The organism is Anaerostipes butyraticus (genome assembly GCF_016586355.1).
Classification (GTDB): Bacteria; Bacillota; Clostridia; order Lachnospirales; family Lachnospiraceae; genus Anaerostipes; species Anaerostipes butyraticus.
Map to the genome: position 1 here is coordinate 197,300 of NZ_BLYI01000062.1, position 17,352 is coordinate 214,651.

The window sequence follows — 17,352 nt, forward strand, 5'->3', positions numbered from 1 at the left end:
AAACTATTCTAAACTTTTTATTATTTTTAACGGAAAACAGCGTCTTTTTCATAGTACTGGCTTTTCAGTACCAGATACGGATACGACGTCCCTTCTTTCTGGTGCTCTTTCGTTACACCGATCAAAGTTGTATCAATATAAATATGGCTCTCATCCATCTGAAAACTCTTCACTTTGATCTGATATCCCTTTCCTTTCTGTCTGCCATATCCAACAACATAATAAGTGTAATCCTGAGTAGAATACGTAAAATGACACGCCTCTTTTTTCTCCTCTTTGATGATCTGTTTCAGTTCTTTCGGCAGCACACTTTGTCTGCATACTGCATACTGTACATCTTCTCTCTGACTTTCATTTTGCTGTTTTTGACAGCCTGTGACTGTCAGAATCAGAACCCCCATTATGCATATCAGTTTTTTCATGGTTTTCTTTCCTGCTTTTTGATTATTCTATGCAGTTTCCAGAAAAATAAGACGCTTTCTATTATAGCATAACTGCACCTGTACTGTCACACCCTCTTTCCTGCCAGAATGCACAGCGTTTTCGTGTATTATTTTTCCAATATGGTTTATAATATGGTAAGAAGCTTCTTACAAAACCAGCTTGACTTTTTCTAGAATTGTATTACAATAATAGTAACAGTTATTATTTTTATTTAGGAGGTTAATGATTATGCCAGAATTAAAAGGAACGAAAACAGAAGCAAATTTAATGGCCGCTTTTGCCGGCGAATCTCAGGCCCGTACAAAATATGATTTCTACTCCAGCAGGGCAAAAAGCGATGGATATGTACAGTTTGCCAATATCTTTGCAGAAACCGCTTTGAACGAAAAAGAACACGCAAAAATCTGGTTTAAACTGCTCCATGGCGGCAGCGTTCCATCTACACCTGAAAATCTGAAGGATGCTGCCAGCGGTGAAAACTTTGAATGGATAGAAATGTACCCGACCTTCGCTAAAGAAGCAAGAGAAGAAGGATTTGATGAGATCGCAAACCTTTTCGAAATGGTTGCCGATATTGAAAAGCATCATGACGAACGTTATCAGAAGTTAACTGCCAACCTAGAGGATGATATCGTTTATAAGAGAGATGTTGAAGTTGCATGGATCTGCACCAACTGCGGACATGTCCATTATGGAAAAGAAGCTCCAAAAGAATGTCCGGTCTGCGCGCATCCTCAGAAATATTTCAAGCTTGATGTAAAAGACTACTAAAATCTTCTTATTTTTCTTAATCATTCACAAGGCCGGACGTCTGATCAACAGACATCCGGCCTTGTTTCGTATATTATATTTATGAGATTATTGGGGCCTGTTTCTTTTACGGAAAGCAACCGCAGCCCAGACTGCAGCTGCTACCGCCGCACCTGCAAGAATCTTCTGACCTGCGCTGTGTCTTGGCGCTCCCGCGCTGCTCTCTATGATGCCGGCTTCCCGATCCATTGCCTTTAACCTCTCTGCGTTTCTGATTTCTTCAATCGTTAAATATTTTCTCATTATTCCCACCTCTTTATCGCAAACCTTCAACAGTGTGACTTTTTTCATTATCCTTGTTTTTCTTTATTATACGCAAAAAAGATGAACGATTTGTGACAGAAAAGCTGAAAAAGTCTTACTTTTTCCTTAAGCAATTATTTGACCGAAATTATTTTCCGATTTATCTGCCCCTCCACTGCTCCATACGTGAATGTGATCTCGCTGCCTTCTCCTTTCTGATTCAGAACTTCCCTTACGCTGTCATCTTCCACAAAGAAAGTCTGATATCCCCCTTCCTGCATTTTTATTTCCACAGATCCGGAATCCGCCCATCCGTCAAAAGTCCCCTTTCCTTCCTTCGGCTGTTCCTGCTCGTCTTTTTCAGTGGCAGTATTTTTTTCTTCGGCGGTATCTGATGGTACTGATCTTACTCTCTCAGTTACCGGAACTTCCGAGGCCTTTTCATCTCCCCAGGCTGTAACCCCGTTTCCTGTCTCCCTTTTTGCGCAGCCTGCGATCAGCAGAACCCCTGCCGTCAGCGCAGCAGCAGCCAGTAATTTCCTTTTCATTTATTTCATACTCCCTTCCTATGATTTTCACAGTATATCGTATTCCTTCTGTCAGAGCAAGCGCCATTATTTTCCTGTGGAATCATCATATTCCTTTTCGTTTTTTCATATCATTAGAGGTAGAACTTTGAGGAGGATATATGTTGAACGAAAAATATCAAATGCTATTAGATCAATATGATATTTGTGTAAACCGTCTGAAAAGAGGACGCGGCGGAATCTTATGCTTTACCGGACGTGAAGTATATGCCCTTTCACAAACATCACTGTCTGAAGAACGACTTCTGGCTGTTTCTAACTGGACGAAAACCCTGCAGTCAGCCGGATTTCCATATACAGATCAATACATCATTAACAAAAGCGGCTGTTTCCTTTCCTATGATAAATACTATGAATCCTTTGCCTTAAGAAAAACTTTTTCCGGATCTGAATGTGACATCCACTCCTTAAAAGACCTTAAGGCGGCTGCCTGCACTCTGGGAAATCTGCATAAAATATCCGCAGAACTTTCTTACTCATCTGATCATCTGCGGAAATATACCTCTGTTTTCAAACATTACCAGCAGAAATATTCTGAAATGAAGAGCATCAGCCGCTTTATCCGCGGCAAAAAGAACAAAGGCACCTTTGAATACCGGTTTCTGGAACATTTTCCTGAATATCAGAAACAGATGGAGACATCACTGGAGCTTCTGCGCAGCTCACCTCCTTCAAAAAACGGGTGGTGTCACGGCGCGTGCAGCCATCACAATGTCATCATGACAGAAGGCGGTCCCGCACTGATCCATTTCGAACATTTTTTCTATGGATATCCGATTCTGGATCTGTACTGCTTTCTGAGAAAAGTTCTCGAAAAGAATGATTATCGGTTTTCCTGCTGTGAAACTGTCATCCGGAGTTATACCCGCGAATTTCCTCTTACCATAAGGGATCTGCGCTGTCTGTACGCCCTCCTGCTCTTCCCGGAGAAGTTCTGGAAAATCTCAAATCAGTATATGTCTCATAAAAAACACTGGGTTTCCCCCCGTTATATCAATAAATTAGAAGAATTTACCCTGGCAAAAGAGCTTCGAACGATTTTTCTCGAAAAATATGTACAAATTTATAATGTATTTTAGTCGCATTTAGGGTATAATTAAACAAAGGCATTTTTAACAACTAAAGGAGGAGTAATTTATGAACTACAAAGAAACCTATCAGGAATGGCTTACCAATCCTTATTTTGATGAAGACACCAAAAAAGAATTAAAAGCCATTGAAAATGATGACAATGAGATCAAAGAGCGTTTTTACGCTGATCTTGCCTTTGGTACCGCCGGTCTCCGTGGAATCATCGGCGCTGGTATCAACCGCATGAATATTTATGTTGTAAGAAAAGCAACTCAGGGTCTGGCTGATTATATTTTAGAGCAGAACACAGACAAAAAACGTGTTGCGATCGCTTTCGATTCCAGACATATGTCTCCGGAATTTGCGGATGAAGCTGCACGCTGCCTTGCTGCCAACGGAATCAAAGCTTTTATCTTTGAATCTCTTCGCCCTACACCGGAATTATCTTTCGCAGTAAGACATTTAAACTGCATCGCCGGTATCAACATTACCGCAAGTCATAACCCTCCGGCTTATAACGGATACAAAGTATACTGGGAAGACGGAGCACAGTTCACAGACCCTCACGCATCTGGAGTTACCGCCAAGGTTAACGCTATCACAGATATCTCCACCTGCAAGACAATTTCCAAAGAAGAAGCAATGGAAGCCGGATTATATGAAGTGATCGGTGCCGAAGTAGACGATGCTTACATTGCTGAAGTAGAAAAACAGGTATTCAATCAGAAAGCCATCGATGAGATGTCTTCCAAACTTAAAATCGTATATACTCCTCTTCACGGTACGGGAAATCTTCCAGTACGGAGGGTGCTGAGCGACCTGGGATTCGAAAATGTCTATGTCGTTCCTGAACAGGAACTTCCGGACGGAGACTTCCCTACCGTAAGTTATCCAAACCCAGAGGCAAAAGAAGCATTTGAGTTAGGTCTTGCTCTTGCAAAAGAAAAAGACGCTGACCTGGTTCTTGCTACTGACCCTGATGCTGACCGTCTGGGCGTATATGTAAAAGATTCCAAGAGCGGCGACTATATTCCATTGACAGGAAACATGTCCGGATCTTTATTATGCGAATATGTTTTGAGCCAGAGAAAAGCTATCAATGGTTCTCTTCCGGAAGACGGCGCTGTTGTTAAATCTATCGTTACTACAAACCTGGTAGACGCTATCGCAGATGCCTATAATGTAAAACTGATCGAAGTTCTGACAGGATTCAAATGGATTGGAAAAGAAATCCTCGGATTCGAAAAATCCGGAAAGGGTACATATCTCTTCGGACTGGAAGAAAGCTACGGATGCCTGATCGGTACTTACGCAAGAGATAAGGATGCCGTATCCGCAACTGTTGCTCTGTGTGAAGCTGCTGCTTACTATGCAACTCAGGGCAAGACATTATGGGATATTATGCTTGAAATGTATGAAAAATACGGATACTATCTTGACCGCATCACCGCTATGGACTTCCCTGGACTGGAAGGAATGGATAAGATGCAGAGCATGCTGAATGCATTCCGTGAGAATCCGCCAAAAGAGATTGCCGGATATAAAGTTGAGAAAGTACGTGACTACAGCAACGATACAATCTTAGATGTTTCTACAGGAGAAACATCTCCGATCGGACTTCCAAACTCCAATGTTCTTTACTATGAACTGGAAGGCGGAGCATGGGTATGCGTTCGTCCATCCGGAACAGAGCCTAAGATCAAATTCTACTATGGCGTAAAAGCCGACAGCATGGAAGCTGCACAGGCTGAAAGCGACAAGCTGGACGCATGGGCAAAGAGCCAGGGCTAAAAAACTGATATTTAAGCAGAATTTAAGACGGCGCCTGAATCGATTGGTTCAGACGCCGTCTTTTAATTTTTTGATTTTTCACCTGCTGATTTATCTATGTTTAACACTCGTCAGACAAATCTGCCCCATTAGTAGCAATGACTTTCTTATACCAGTAGAAGGAGTCTTTGCGGTAGCGGTCCATTGTCTTTAAGTCAAATTCATCTCTGTCCACATAGATGAATCCATATCTCTTGACCATTCCTTCATGAGTGGAAATCAGGTCAATCGCTGACCATGGACAGTATCCCATCATTTCACAGTCATCTGTGATTGCCAGCTGAATCTGTTCAATATGCTTGCGCAGATATTCGATGCGGTACGGATCATGTACTTTTCCGTCCTCTGTCAGCTTATCGTAAGCTCCCAGTCCGTTTTCTGTTACCAGCATCGGCAGATGATATCTGGAATAGATTTCCCGGATCGTTCCGCGGAATCCTACCGGGTCAATTTCCCAGCCAAACTCTGTCGTCTTCAGATATGGGTTCTTCACTCCATCAAATAGCCCTGCTTCTCCTGAATTCTCCTGCTGTGAAACTGCTCCGCCTTTCTCTGTTCCGTCGCTTTCTTTGCACACAGATGTATTGTAATAATTAAATCCGATGAAATCCGGATGTGCGTTTTTCAGGATTTCTTCATCTCCCGGAGCAAATTCCGGGCAGGCATCCTTTTCTTCCAGCCATGCCCATACCAGATTGTTGTATTTTCCATAGACATAAGCGTCCAGATACAGCCAGTTGCGCATTGCATTGGCGTTCTGAGCCGCGATGGTATCTTCCGGTCTGCAGCTTTCCGGATAAATAATGGAAATGTTCGGCGCAGGACCGATTTTAGCATCCGGAAGCATTTCATGGCACAGCGCCATTGCTTTGGCCTGGGCTACCAGCATATGATGATTCTGCTGATAAATCTCTTTTAACTCATTGGTGCATCCTTCCGGAATTGTCATAGTTCCGATCACCGGACCTACCAGCGTCAGCATGTTCTGCTCATTGATGGTCAGCCAGTATTTTACTCTGTCGCCAAAGTTCTCAAATAAGATTTTGGAGAAATTTACAAACCAGTCAACAGAGTCCCGGTTGGACCATGATCCTCTCTGATCCAGGGCAGCCGGCATATCAAAATGGAACATGGTGACGATCGGTTCTATGTTATATTTCAGGCATTCATCGATCAGGTTATTATAAAATTCAATTCCTTTCGGATTCACTTCTCCGGTTCCTTCCGGCAGAATTCTTGTCCATGCGATGGAGAAACGGTATGCTTTAAATCCCATTTCTGCCATCAGCGCAATATCTTCTTTATAGCGGTGGTAATGATCCGCGCATACTTTCAGATCAGAAGTTCCCTCCGGCACTTCTTTTACATCCTGACAGGATGGACCTTTTCCGTCTTCCAGGCTGGCTCCTTCCACCTGATATGCGGAAGTACTGGCTCCCCAAAGGAAATTGTCCGGGAATGATTTTAATGTTTTATGAAGCATGTTTCCACCTCTTTCTTAAAATTTCAACGATTCAATATCTTTATTGTATCACCGGCCGGATTCCTGTAAACACTTTTTGCACAGAACGAAACGCTGTACACAAAATTTCGTGAAATTCTTTCTTTTTCTGTGTACAGCGTTTCTCTTTTATCTATTTTTATTTCTCTCTGCGGTGTCAACTCCCAGATATTCTTTCCGGTAATCTTCCACATTTTCCAGGGTTTCATCATAATTGGACGCATAGTAACTTGCAATGATGCAGTCCAGAAGATATTTCACCGAAGTATAAAACATGCAGTCTCCCAGTTTTTTAAAACTATGAACATAAGACGCCGTGACTGTTTCTGTACAGTAGGATGACACAATCGTTTTCTTTGATTTGCTGAACAATACAGTAAACATTCCCCGATTATGCATAATCCTGGCGGTCTTTACCATTCTCTTAGAAGCGCCGCTTCTGCTGATCATAAAAATCATATGGTCTTTTGGATCTGCATTCATAGCAAACAGAATCTGTTCATCTATACTTGTATATACATTACAGATTTTCCCTGTAATAAAAAAGTAGTGAGAAGCATATTCCGCCAGTGCCTTGTTTGCATCATAAACGATAAAATCCACATATTTTCTGCGATTCATTTCTTTCAGGATCTTCTGCATCTGGGAAATGGAAAGCCTCTTCTTAGTTTCTTTTACTACATTGCGGTACAATGCTTCCATTTTATTTACTGTATGTATCACCTGCTCAGAGTTGCGAATCATAAAATCATCATATCTCAGCTCCTTCAGATCATTTTGAATCCTTCCCTTAAATTCTGTAAATCCTTCATATCCGAGTTTTTTATAATAGCGTACCACAGTATTGGGATGCGTTCCGGCCTGTCCTGCCAGTTCCCTGATTGTCAGATGCTGGATTTCATCCAGATGGGAACAGATATATTTATGAAGTTCTTTTTCAGATTTTGAAAATTTAGCTGAATGATTTATGACGTCATCTTTCATGTTTTACTCCTTCGTGCCGGTATTCTTCCACCCCCGGCGGCTCCTGTTATTTTTTCTTCCGGTCAAAGAAGATATTTTTCCCCGTCGCACTCAGGGCAATCCCCTGCCATGCCGTATCTTTTAATGATTTCCCCATTTCCATCCATGCTTTTCCTGCAGAAAACATGATCCTGTTATCAATTCTTGCGTCTGCCGCCACTGCAGCGGCAGATCCCAGAGCTATGCCAAGGTCGACATAACCAAAGGCACACCGGCCTCCTTCCTGCTTACAGGCGCCACAGTTATCAAATCCACAGAAAGAGCACCCTGCAATTCCCCGGTATTCTTTTTTTACACCAATCAATACCACTGCCTGGGCATCTTTCACATTCTGAGCATCTCTCAAATACCAGTCGGCTGCATTCGCTCCGAAATCTCTTTCTCCGATTTCTTCCATTTTTTCCGCAAGGATCTCTTTTTCTTTCCCGGTCAGCACCACTGTGCAGATTTCATCGATTCCTTTTGCTTTTGGCGCTGTTCTTGCCGCGGCACACATCTGAGCCGCCGCCTGCAGAACGGCCTGTTCTTCCATCTGTTCACTTCGATAAATCATTTTTTCTCCTTTCTATACATTCTCCTGAAGTTCCATTGCTTTTCATCTTTCTTCCATCAGTTTCCCTAATAACTCCTGCAGCTTTGACACGCCGGCTTTTCCAAGGCGTCTTTCAATCTCTTCCTGCTCCTGATGCCAGATTGTCCTTCCTTTTTTCACAATTTCTTCTCCTTCTGCTGTCAGGCAAAGATCTTTTTTCCGTTCTCCTTCATCTGCCAGATCTTTCACAAATCCTTTTGCCGTCAGAGGTTTCAAGGCCCTCACAACAGTCGTCCTTTCAAGTCCTGCGTATTCCGCCAGTTCACTGACGCTGCAGTGGGGAAAATGCCCCAGATCACTGAGAAGAGAATACTGATTAACTGTAATTCCTATCACTGCCATATGGGCATCATATAAGTCAGAAATTGTCTGCGCTGCTCTTCGCAGAGTAATACAATAGCAGTCACTTTTTCTTTTCTGCATATTATGCCTCCGTTTTCGTGTATATACACTATCTCATAGTTCCTTTCCTTTGTCAATCTTCCTGGCATTCTCCCTTTTTGTCAAATTTTCGCTATTTTTGTCAATTTTGTTGCATCAGTCAATTTTTTATCGTTTTTGTCAATTTTAGGACAGGCACATAAATTCTCCTCTGTTTTCCAGCGGAAATAAAAGGATTTCTTTTTTCCTGATCAGATGATTCAGATCGACATAGCGGATTTGCAAATCATCATAGGTATTCCAGTAAAACCTCAGAGATTCCGGGCACATAACTGATGTGTACACAGTATAATCATATGGTGTTACCTCTTTGTCATATTCCGTGATATGTCCCTGATCTGTTACACGGACTGCCCCCAGTGGAAATGAAACATTTTGAAGCAGGCGAAACATATAAACCACGCCGTCCTCTTCATTCCTTCCCTTTACTGCATATTTCTTTAAAAACGCCAGTCGCACAAACCGGGAAGGAGAGGTAAAATCACCGGGAAGTCCCTGGGCGCCGCTGCCGGAAAAGCACTGCTGCATTTTCTCTGTTCCAAAGTCAGCTTCCTCATAATCCAGATCCCGCAGCCCGGCATAATTCAGCAGATTTATCCGGTGCCACTCATAGCCCGGACTGTTGGTCATAATCCCGATGGTACTGCGGTAAATGCGAACTCCATTTTCCTCTGGCTCCAGGACTGCCATCTCTCCCATCCGGTCATAAAAAGCCCAGTGAAGAGGCGGTACTGTTCCAAGCAGTTTTGTATCCATCAGAGTAATTTTCTCTTCTATCATCTCTACCGCTTCTTTTACCGTCCCACACTGAGCCAGCAGGTGCAGCACGACAAACGGAGGCTGCAGTTTCCGGGTTCCTGACTTACACGCAGACTCATACCTGGCAAATCCCCGGTAATAAAGCTGACCTCCTGCCAGCCCCTTCTCATTGATTCCCTCATACAATACCGGCGCCTGCCAGATTCCCGTAAAACCAGTCCCAAGGCAGGCATATTTTGTTTTGTCCTCTTCCCCTGATTTCAATTCCGGCCGCCACATAGTATATGAAGTTCCTTCTGGAAGATAGATGATCTGACTTCCTTCTGCAATCCTGCTGTGATCGAAATTCCGTCCCCACAGATGTTTTCCGTCTTGCGTCTCCCAGGCCATGGCACTGCATCCTGCCTCCATATCGTGCATTTGCATTTTCAAATTTCTGTAATCTTCCATAATATGTCCTCCTGGACATATTATATGGATTTCACCTCAAATCATTCCTTGTTATCTTTCAAAATCTCTGTAATATTTTCCAAAGTATCCACAATGACATCCGGTTTTACATCACTTTTTTCCACATCCTCCATCGTACTTTCTCCGCTTAATACTAAAATAGATGTGACCGGACTCCCATCCGCCACCGCAATATCGGTATACAGTCTGTCGCCTACGATGGCAATTTCCTCCGGCCTGCATCCTGTTTCTTCTATTATGTAGTCCAATGTATGTTTGGATGGCTTGCCGAAAAATTCCGGAAATCTTCCCGTGGACGCTTCGATCATCTTTGCCATGGAGCCGCAGTCCGGTATGAAATCCCCTCCTTCAATCGGACAATTCCAGTCCGGATTGATTCCATAATAGGTACATCCATTTCTTACATAATGACAGGCTTTTGACATTTTCTCATAGGTCAGTGTCGTATCAAATCCAAGAATCACAATGTCCGGATCGATTTCCGTCAGCGGCATATCATAAGCTTCAAATTCTTTTAACAATGACGGGGTTCCTACCACATAGAGACTCTCTCCGGGATGATGCTGCTTCAGATACTGAATCATCACATGACTGGAAATCATCATCTGTTCCGGCCGAATCATAATCCCCATTCCGGCCAGCTTGTCAATATATGCCTGCTGACTCTTGGATGAATTGTTAGTGAAAAAATAGTATTTTCTTCCGGTTTCCTCCACGGTTTTTAAAAAATCCTGTGTATAATCAAACAATTCATTTCCAAGATAAATGGTTCCGTCCATATCTAAAATAAAGCTTTCGATCTGTCTGATTTTGTCTTTCATCTGGCAGTCTCCTTTCTGCTGTTTTGTCCTGATCAGTTTCAATATTTCTCCATGATGGTGAAAAGGCTTTTGTCCGCAAGGACAAAAGCCTTTTCAACAGCGTTATAACATATTTTGTAAACCAGTTTTCACTGAAATTTACCTGTGTTTATTTTCCCGGCTGACCATAGTATGCATTTGCGCCATGTTTCCGGAAAAAGTGTTTATCCTGCAGATATCCCGGCGCTCCGACTGTCTGGTTTTTCAGCTGCTCTGTCCGGTAAGCCATCTTTGCCACCTCTTCCAGCACTACTGCATTGTGTACTGCCTGAGCCGCATCTTTCCCCCAGGTAAACGGACCATGATTGGTACATAAAATGCCCGGCACATAGTCTGGATTCCCATCTGCAAAAGTTTCTATAATGACTTTTCCAGTATTCTTTTCATAGTCATTTTCAATCTCTTCCTTTGTCAGCGATCTTGCGCAGGGAATCTCACCGTAAAAATAATCTGCATGTGTTGTTCCATAACATGGAATGGATCTTCCTGCCTGCGCCCATGATGTAGGACGGATTTTGCGGACATTCAAAATAAAAAAGAATGTGGAGGTAACAGACAATGGCAAAATCATTATTTGAGGAACTGGGCGGCAAATACGAAAGGCAAGGGGATTATTTGATACCGTGCTTAACTGTACCCGCCGAAGAAGAACAGGCAATAGGCATCTGGGGGCAACGGCATTTAGATTATCTAAAACAGTACCGTAAAGTTACATACACCAATCTTCTTACAAGCGGCAGGCTAAACGCCTACCTTGCCGACATCAACAGACAGGCACAGGAACGCTTTGAAAGGCTCATAGAGGGTATGAAACAGGCACAGGGCATAACGGAACAGCTAAAGGCAGAAAACGCCTTAGAATGGACAGGATGCCTCAATAACATAAGGGCTTGTGCGAGGGAGATTGTGGAAAAGGAAATTATTTTTGCATAAACAGATGATTAGTGGCAGGGGGAAATCCTGCCGCTTTTTCTGCTTTAGTTTGTCAGCTTGACAAATAAAGGGTTAAGGAATATAATTAGATTCAGTATTATACAAGGAGTTAATAAATATGCGGCAAGGTATTCTTAAATAAACTGTCAATTTGATAGTGGGAACAAAAAGTAGCAGTCCCGTTTCACTTTTAATATGGGGCTTAGTTTTTTGTACCCAGTTTAAGAATACTTTTATCATGTAATTTTATATGCCCGAAAACATATAAGTGTTTTGGGGCTATTGGAGTTATTTACCCAGTGATAGGAGTATTTATCACTGGGTATTTTTATGCCCTTTTTTGGGTGTTGATAGGAGGAAAATCACATGAAAATAATTAACTTAGGCATTCTGGCTCACGTTGACGCAGGAAAGACAACATTAACGGAAAGTTTATTGTATACCAGTGGTGCAATTGCAGAACTAGGGAGCGTAGATGAAGGCACAACAAGGACAGATACAATGAATTTGGAGCGTCAAAGGGGAATCACTATCCAGACAGCAGTGACATCTTTTCAGTGGGAGGATGTAAAAGTCAACATTATAGATACGCCAGGCCATATGGATTTTTTGGCGGAAGTATACCGTTCTTTATCCGTATTAGACGGAGCAGTATTATTAGTTTCTGCAAAGGATGGCATACAGGCACAGACCCGTATACTGTTTCATGCACTACAGATAATGAAGATTCCGACAATTTTTTTCATCAATAAAATTGACCAAGAGGGGATTGATTTGCCAATGGTATATCGGGAAATGAAAGCAAAGCTTTCTTCGGAAATTATAGTGAAGCAAAAGGTTGGGCAGCATCCCCATATAAATGTAACGGACAATGACGATATGGAACAGTGGGATGCGGTAATTATGGGAAACGATGAACTATTAGAGAAATATATGTCAGGGAAACCGTTTAAAATGTCAGAACTGGAACAGGAAGAAAACAGGAGATTCCAAAACGGAACGTTATTTCCCGTTTATCACGGAAGCGCTAAAAACAATCTGGGGATTCGGCAGCTTATAGAAGTAATTGCCAGTAAATTTTATTCATCAACGCCTGAAGGTCAATCTGAACTATGCGGGCAGGTTTTTAAGATTGAATATTCAGAGAAAAGGCGGCGTTTTGTTTATGTGCGTATATATAGCGGAACATTGCATTTGAGGGATGTTATTAGAATATCTGAAAAAGAGAAAATAAAAATCACAGAGATGTGTGTTCCGACAAACGGTGAATTATATTCATCCGATATAGCCTGCTCTGGTGATATTGTAATTTTACCAAATGATGTTTTGCAGCTAAACAGTATTTTGGGGAACGAAATGCTGTTGCCGCAGAGAAAATTTATTGAAAATCCTCTCCCTATGCTCCAAACAACGATTGCAGTAAAGAAATCTGAACAGCGGGAAATATTGCTTGGGGCACTTACAGAAATTTCAGATTGCGACCCTCTTTTAAAATATTATGTGGATACTACAACGCATGAGATTATACTTTCTTTTTTGGGGAAAGTGCAGATGGAAGTCATTTGTGCCATCCTTGAGGAAAAATATCATGTGGAGGCAGAAATAAAAGAGCCTACTGTTATATATATGGAAAGACCGCTTAGAAAAGCAGAATATACCATCCACATAGAAGTCCCGCCAAATCCTTTCTGGGCTTCTGTCGGGTTGTCCATAGAGCCGCTCCCTATTGGAAGCGGAGTGCAGTATGAAAGCAGAGTTTCACTTGGATATTTAAATCAATCGTTCCAAAATGCGGTTATGGAGGGGGTTCTTTATGGCTGCGAGCAGGGGCTGTATGGATGGAAAGTGACAGACTGTAAAATCTGTTTTGAATATGGATTGTATTATAGTCCTGTAAGTACCCCCGCAGACTTTCGGCTGCTTTCCCCTATCGTATTGGAGCAGGCTTTAAAAAAAGCAGGGACAGAACTATTAGAGCCATATCTCCACTTTGAAATTTATGCACCGCAGGAATATCTCTCACGGGCGTATCATGATGCTCCAAGGTATTGTGCAGATATTGTAAGTACTCAGATAAAGAATGACGAGGTCATTCTGAAAGGAGAAATCCCTGCTAGATGTATTCAAGAATACAGGAACGATTTAACTTATTTCACAAATGGGCAGGGAGTCTGCTTGACAGAGTTAAAAGGATACCAGCCAGCTATTGGTAAATTTATTTGCCAACCCCGCCGCCCGAATAGCCGTATAGATAAGGTTCGGCATATGTTCCACAAGTTAGCTTAACAGCTTGCAAAAGTCATATAAAATGAGATTTGAAAGGATTAGAGACTAATTATGATGAAATGTGAATGGATATTGTGTCCTGTTTGTGGGAGCAAAACCCGTAATAAAATTAGGAAGGACACTGTTTTGGAGAATTATCCTCTTTATTGTCCAAAATGCAGACAAGAAAGATTGATTAAAGTTGACAACTTGAAGATAACTGTCATCAAAGAGCCAGACGCTTAAGACGCAGAGCCGATGAAATTGTGGAACAATTCACGAATCATCGGCTCTTTTTGTTTCGTATTTGAAAGAACAAACTCACCAAATAAAAAAAACGATATTCGGGTGGGTTATTTTGTTATACCCTAAATTACCCTCTGAATTTGTTTTTAAATTTGGAGGGATTTTTTTATGTCCTTTTTTCGGGCGGTTATTCATCTGCTCATACGAAGTAAAATTTATCAATACATAGCATATCAGAGAACGGCAGGAAACCAGTTAAAAAAATTTCTGCCAGTGCAGCGGTACTTCTCACCTTGAAAGTAGAAGTACAATCTCCATACAACAGAATTATAAATTCCTATAACCGTAAAGGTCACAGAGCCTTTGCGGTTTTTCTTTTGTCGATTTTTGTTGGAAAGTGCCGCAGGATTGTTTCTGATGTGCGTTGCCGCTCCCCGCCTCTCCATCTGGATTTTAAGCATTTCAAAAATTCAGATGGGAGGTACTTACGGTGAAGTATGCACCAAGAAAAGTATATATCAAAGAAAGTGGCGGCTATGTGGAATTATCCTACACGGAGTTTTGTCGTTGCAGGGAATCCGACCAGACTTATATGGACAAGCTGTTTATCCCCGTTCAGGGCTGTCTGCTTGAAGTTGTGAGGGAGCAATACACAGACTTCTACCGAGATAAGGAACGGTGGCGTTATCTGCAAAAATTAGATACGAAGAACAGCCTGCTTTCTCTGGATGGATTTACGGACAGCGAGGGGAATCCTCTGGACTTTATCGCTGATGAAGCGGCGGACATTGCGGAAACCGTTGTCAATGCGGTCATGGTGGACAGGCTGAATGCCGCCCTGCCTTTGCTGTCGGATAGTGAACAGGAGTTGATACAGGCAATCTTTTTTGACGGACTTTCCGAGCGTGAAGTCGGGGCGAGGTTGGGCATAACCCAGAGCGTTGTAAACAAACGAAAAGCCAGAATCCTAATAAAACTAAGAAAGATAATAGAAAATTAAAATTTAAGGCGTTCAGCCCCCTTGTTTTTTCCTTTGGGAAGATGAGGGGGCTTTTCTCTGCCCTCTCAATCAATTCTGATTGGAGGAAGTAAGAATGGCATACAACCACGGACGGGAGGACAGGAAATGGCGTATCTGGAAAGAAGCGGAGGAAAAGCTGCTGCGTGAGTGCGGCGTTGATGAAGCGACCATTGAGCAGATACGCATGGCGGACAGGGCAGACTTCAATTCCAACAGGCGGTTTTACCGATGGACGAATGACGTTGCGGAATATCTTGAGGACATGGCAGGCAGGGAGCGGCAGGCGGAAGTGGGTACGGTTGCGGAGTTACTGGAAGAGATTGAGAGCGAAAATCTCTATCAAGTATTAGTCACGGTGGACGGGCGTACCTTGAAAATCGTCCTGCTGAAAATGCAGGGGTATTCCACAAAGGAGATTGCCCCGCTTGTGCATTTGACGACTGGTGCCATCTATGCGAGGTTAGACCATCTGCGGAAGAAGCTGCGGAAAATTTTATAGCTTCTAAAACAGCCTGCCATCCTGCGGGCTACTGGGTGAGGGATGGAAATCCCCTCACTCATTTTTTGCAGGAGGACAACAGGATGGCATACAGGGTTAAGGCATACACGCTTCGGGAGGAATCCACGGAAAGCGGCACAAGGTATTTTATCAGCTTTAAGGACGGGCAGGGCAAATCCCACGAGTTGGAAGTGTCGGAACAGTTCTTTATGGAGTTTCGGCAGATGGAGCGCAGGAACAGGAATCTTTTCTAATGGGACGAGCGGCACAGGGAGTTTAACGAGGTATGGGACGAAACCCTTTACAGACGGGCGTTGCGTGTGCCTAAGAGCCTTGATGAACGCATGGTTGAGGAAGAACGGAATGAAACGCTCTATAAGGCGGTTGGGAGCCTTCCAGAGATACAAAGGCGGCGTTTCCTGCTCTACTACGAGTATGAGTTCAATTTTTACCAAATCGCCGCTATGGAGCATTGCACCGCTTCGGCAATACAGAAATCTGTTGCGATTGCAAAGGAGAAAGTAAAGGCGGAAATTGAAGAAATATCTCCAACCGTGACCGACACCGCCCGAAAAAGAAATCTGTTTTTTATTTGTGTGGGATTGGCGGCATTACATACTCTCACTTTTTTCCGTGGGAGTAAATCTATTTTTAAGGAGGTCAACGCCTATGTGCAACGAAAACAAAGACACCGCCCGAAAGGAGGAAAGCCATGCAGAAGTTACAGACAGTCAACGCCGAAACGCTCCTTTATGAACCGCTTGAGAAACCATCCTTTGTGGTGGACAGCCTTATCCCGACAGGCTTATCGCTGTTCTGCGGCTCACAGAAGATAGGCAAAAGCTGGCTCATGCTGAAGCTATGCTTATGCGTGTCGCAGGGAATCCCTTTATGGGATATGCCGACAATGGAGGGCGATGTGCTTTACCTCTGCCTTGAGGACACGTTCTGCCGCATACAGGACAGGTTATTTCGTTTGACGGACGAAGCAAGCGGGCGGCTCCACTTTGCCGTGGCAAGCTGCAAGCTGTCAGACGGTCTTATCGTGCAGCTTGAAGATTATCTGAAAGATTACCCAGACAGCAGGCTCATTGTCATTGATACCTTGCAGAAAGTCCGTACAGCTTCAAAAGACAATGCCTATGCAAGCGACTATGGGGACATCTCCCTCATCAAAGACTTTGCCGACAGGCACTCTCTGGCGGTCATTGTCGTACACCACATCCGAAAGCAGAATGACAGCGACGTGTTCAACAAGGTGTCTGGGACGACAGGATTAACGGGGAGTGCGGACGCTACCTTTGTTCTGGAAAAGGAGAAACGTGCGTCTGACACCGCCAAGCTGTATGTGACGGGCAGGGACACGCCTTATCAGGAATACACGCTGCGTTTCCGTGATTGCCGTTGGGAGCTTGTGGAGCGGAAAACGCAGGAGCAGCTTGCGAAAGAAACGATACCAGATGTCCTTTTTCGGTTGGTGGATTTTATGAGGGATAAGGAAGAATGGATAGGCACGGCAACGGAACTGTTAGCCGCTATGGGGGAAACGGAAACCATACCCACGGTGATTACGAAATGGCTGAATGAATACCGCACCACATTTTTAAGCGAGAACCGTATCTGCTACCAGTACAGCCGCAGGAAAGACGGCAGGCGGATTGCCCTTGCAAGGAGGGCGGGTGACAGCGGTGATGGTGGTGACAGCGATATTAGGATACCCCCCTGTTACTGTCATTGACGCTTAAAGCCATGTAAA

At 43.3% G+C, this 17,352-nt stretch carries 17 protein-coding genes and 3 pseudogenes; 10 read left to right on the forward strand and 10 right to left on the reverse strand.

Annotated elements, in window-relative coordinates; genetic code table 11:
• Positions 1-26: 26 nt before the first annotated feature.
• Complete coding sequence (locus JMF81_RS13855; RefSeq protein ID WP_201312022.1) at positions 27-422, reverse strand: protease complex subunit PrcB family protein; 396 nt, start codon at positions 420-422, stop codon at positions 27-29.
• A gap of 250 nt (positions 423-672) precedes the next feature.
• On the opposite strand from JMF81_RS13855, the gene rbr reads away from it, so the two are divergent.
• Complete coding sequence (gene rbr / locus JMF81_RS13860; protein WP_201312023.1) at positions 673-1,215, forward strand: rubrerythrin; 543 nt, start codon at positions 673-675, stop codon at positions 1,213-1,215.
• Positions 1,216-1,302: 87 nt separating this feature from the next.
• On the opposite strand, the gene JMF81_RS13865 is transcribed toward rbr, so the two are convergent.
• Both JMF81_RS13865 and JMF81_RS13870 read right to left on the reverse strand, forming a co-directional pair.
• On the reverse strand, positions 1,303-1,497 hold the full coding sequence (locus tag JMF81_RS13865; RefSeq protein WP_201312024.1) for a hypothetical protein: 195 nt from the start codon (positions 1,495-1,497) through the stop codon (positions 1,303-1,305).
• A gap of 134 nt (positions 1,498-1,631) precedes the next feature.
• Positions 1,632-2,045, reverse strand: coding sequence for a nucleolar protein 3 (locus JMF81_RS13870; protein ID WP_201312025.1), 414 nt, complete (start codon positions 2,043-2,045; stop codon positions 1,632-1,634).
• Between the two features lie 140 nt (positions 2,046-2,185).
• Between JMF81_RS13870 and JMF81_RS13875 the strand changes: the two genes are divergently transcribed.
• Positions 2,186-3,163 (forward strand): phosphotransferase, encoded by a 978-nt coding sequence (locus JMF81_RS13875; RefSeq protein ID WP_201312026.1) that lies wholly within the window; start codon positions 2,186-2,188, stop codon positions 3,161-3,163.
• Positions 3,164-3,221: 58 nt separating this feature from the next.
• On the forward strand, positions 3,222-4,946 hold the full coding sequence (locus JMF81_RS13880; RefSeq protein WP_201312027.1) for a phospho-sugar mutase: 1,725 nt from the start codon (positions 3,222-3,224) through the stop codon (positions 4,944-4,946).
• Between the two features lie 100 nt (positions 4,947-5,046).
• On the opposite strand, the gene JMF81_RS13885 is transcribed toward JMF81_RS13880, so the two are convergent.
• The 7 genes and pseudogenes from JMF81_RS13885 to JMF81_RS13915 form a co-directional block, all read right to left on the reverse strand.
• Positions 5,047-6,468 carry a glycoside hydrolase family 1 protein gene (locus JMF81_RS13885; protein ID WP_201312028.1) on the reverse strand — a complete coding sequence of 474 codons (1,422 nt, stop codon included), beginning with the start codon at positions 6,466-6,468 and terminating at the stop codon, positions 5,047-5,049.
• A gap of 147 nt (positions 6,469-6,615) precedes the next feature.
• On the reverse strand, positions 6,616-7,470 hold the full coding sequence (locus JMF81_RS13890) for a MurR/RpiR family transcriptional regulator (protein ID WP_201312029.1): 855 nt from the start codon (positions 7,468-7,470) through the stop codon (positions 6,616-6,618).
• Positions 7,471-7,516: 46 nt separating this feature from the next.
• Positions 7,517-8,062, reverse strand: a complete 546-nt coding sequence (locus tag JMF81_RS13895) for a ferredoxin domain-containing protein (protein WP_201312030.1) — start codon at positions 8,060-8,062, stop codon at positions 7,517-7,519.
• 42 nt (positions 8,063-8,104) lie between these two features.
• Complete coding sequence (locus tag JMF81_RS13900; protein WP_201312031.1) at positions 8,105-8,524, reverse strand: MarR family winged helix-turn-helix transcriptional regulator; 420 nt, start codon at positions 8,522-8,524, stop codon at positions 8,105-8,107.
• Between the two features lie 144 nt (positions 8,525-8,668).
• Positions 8,669-9,751: a linear amide C-N hydrolase gene (locus JMF81_RS13905; protein ID WP_201312032.1), complete on the reverse strand. Its 1,083-nt coding sequence runs from the start codon at positions 9,749-9,751 to the stop codon at positions 8,669-8,671.
• A 41-nt stretch (positions 9,752-9,792) separates the two neighbouring features.
• Positions 9,793-10,593 carry an HAD-IIA family hydrolase gene (locus tag JMF81_RS13910; RefSeq protein WP_201312033.1) on the reverse strand — a complete coding sequence of 267 codons (801 nt, stop codon included), beginning with the start codon at positions 10,591-10,593 and terminating at the stop codon, positions 9,793-9,795.
• Positions 10,594-10,741: 148 nt separating this feature from the next.
• Positions 10,742-11,140 (reverse strand): annotated as a pseudogene (locus tag JMF81_RS13915) (class II aldolase/adducin family protein); the annotation flags it as partial.
• Between the two features lie 50 nt (positions 11,141-11,190).
• On the opposite strand from JMF81_RS13915, the gene JMF81_RS13920 reads away from it, so the two are divergent.
• The 7 genes and pseudogenes from JMF81_RS13920 (at position 11,191) to JMF81_RS13950 (ending at position 17,341) form a co-directional block, all read left to right on the forward strand.
• Positions 11,191-11,565, forward strand: coding sequence for a TnpV protein (locus JMF81_RS13920; protein ID WP_001129922.1), 375 nt, complete (start codon positions 11,191-11,193; stop codon positions 11,563-11,565).
• Positions 11,566-11,931: 366 nt separating this feature from the next.
• Positions 11,932-13,851 carry a tetracycline resistance ribosomal protection protein Tet(O) gene (gene tet(O), locus JMF81_RS13925; RefSeq protein WP_201312034.1) on the forward strand — a complete coding sequence of 640 codons (1,920 nt, stop codon included), beginning with the start codon at positions 11,932-11,934 and terminating at the stop codon, positions 13,849-13,851.
• Positions 13,852-13,905: 54 nt separating this feature from the next.
• Positions 13,906-14,076, forward strand: a complete 171-nt coding sequence (locus JMF81_RS13930; RefSeq protein ID WP_004614788.1) for a cysteine-rich KTR domain-containing protein — start codon at positions 13,906-13,908, stop codon at positions 14,074-14,076.
• Between the two features lie 490 nt (positions 14,077-14,566).
• Positions 14,567-15,076, forward strand: a complete 510-nt coding sequence (locus JMF81_RS13935; protein ID WP_201312035.1) for a sigma-70 family RNA polymerase sigma factor — start codon at positions 14,567-14,569, stop codon at positions 15,074-15,076.
• Positions 15,077-15,170: 94 nt separating this feature from the next.
• On the forward strand, positions 15,171-15,596 hold the full coding sequence (locus tag JMF81_RS13940; RefSeq protein ID WP_000323895.1) for an RNA polymerase sigma factor: 426 nt from the start codon (positions 15,171-15,173) through the stop codon (positions 15,594-15,596).
• Between the two features lie 83 nt (positions 15,597-15,679).
• Positions 15,680-16,154: pseudogene (locus JMF81_RS13945) on the forward strand (RNA polymerase sigma factor).
• A 154-nt stretch (positions 16,155-16,308) separates the two neighbouring features.
• A pseudogene (locus tag JMF81_RS13950) lies at positions 16,309-17,341 on the forward strand (AAA family ATPase).
• Positions 17,342-17,352: the final 11 nt, after the last annotated feature.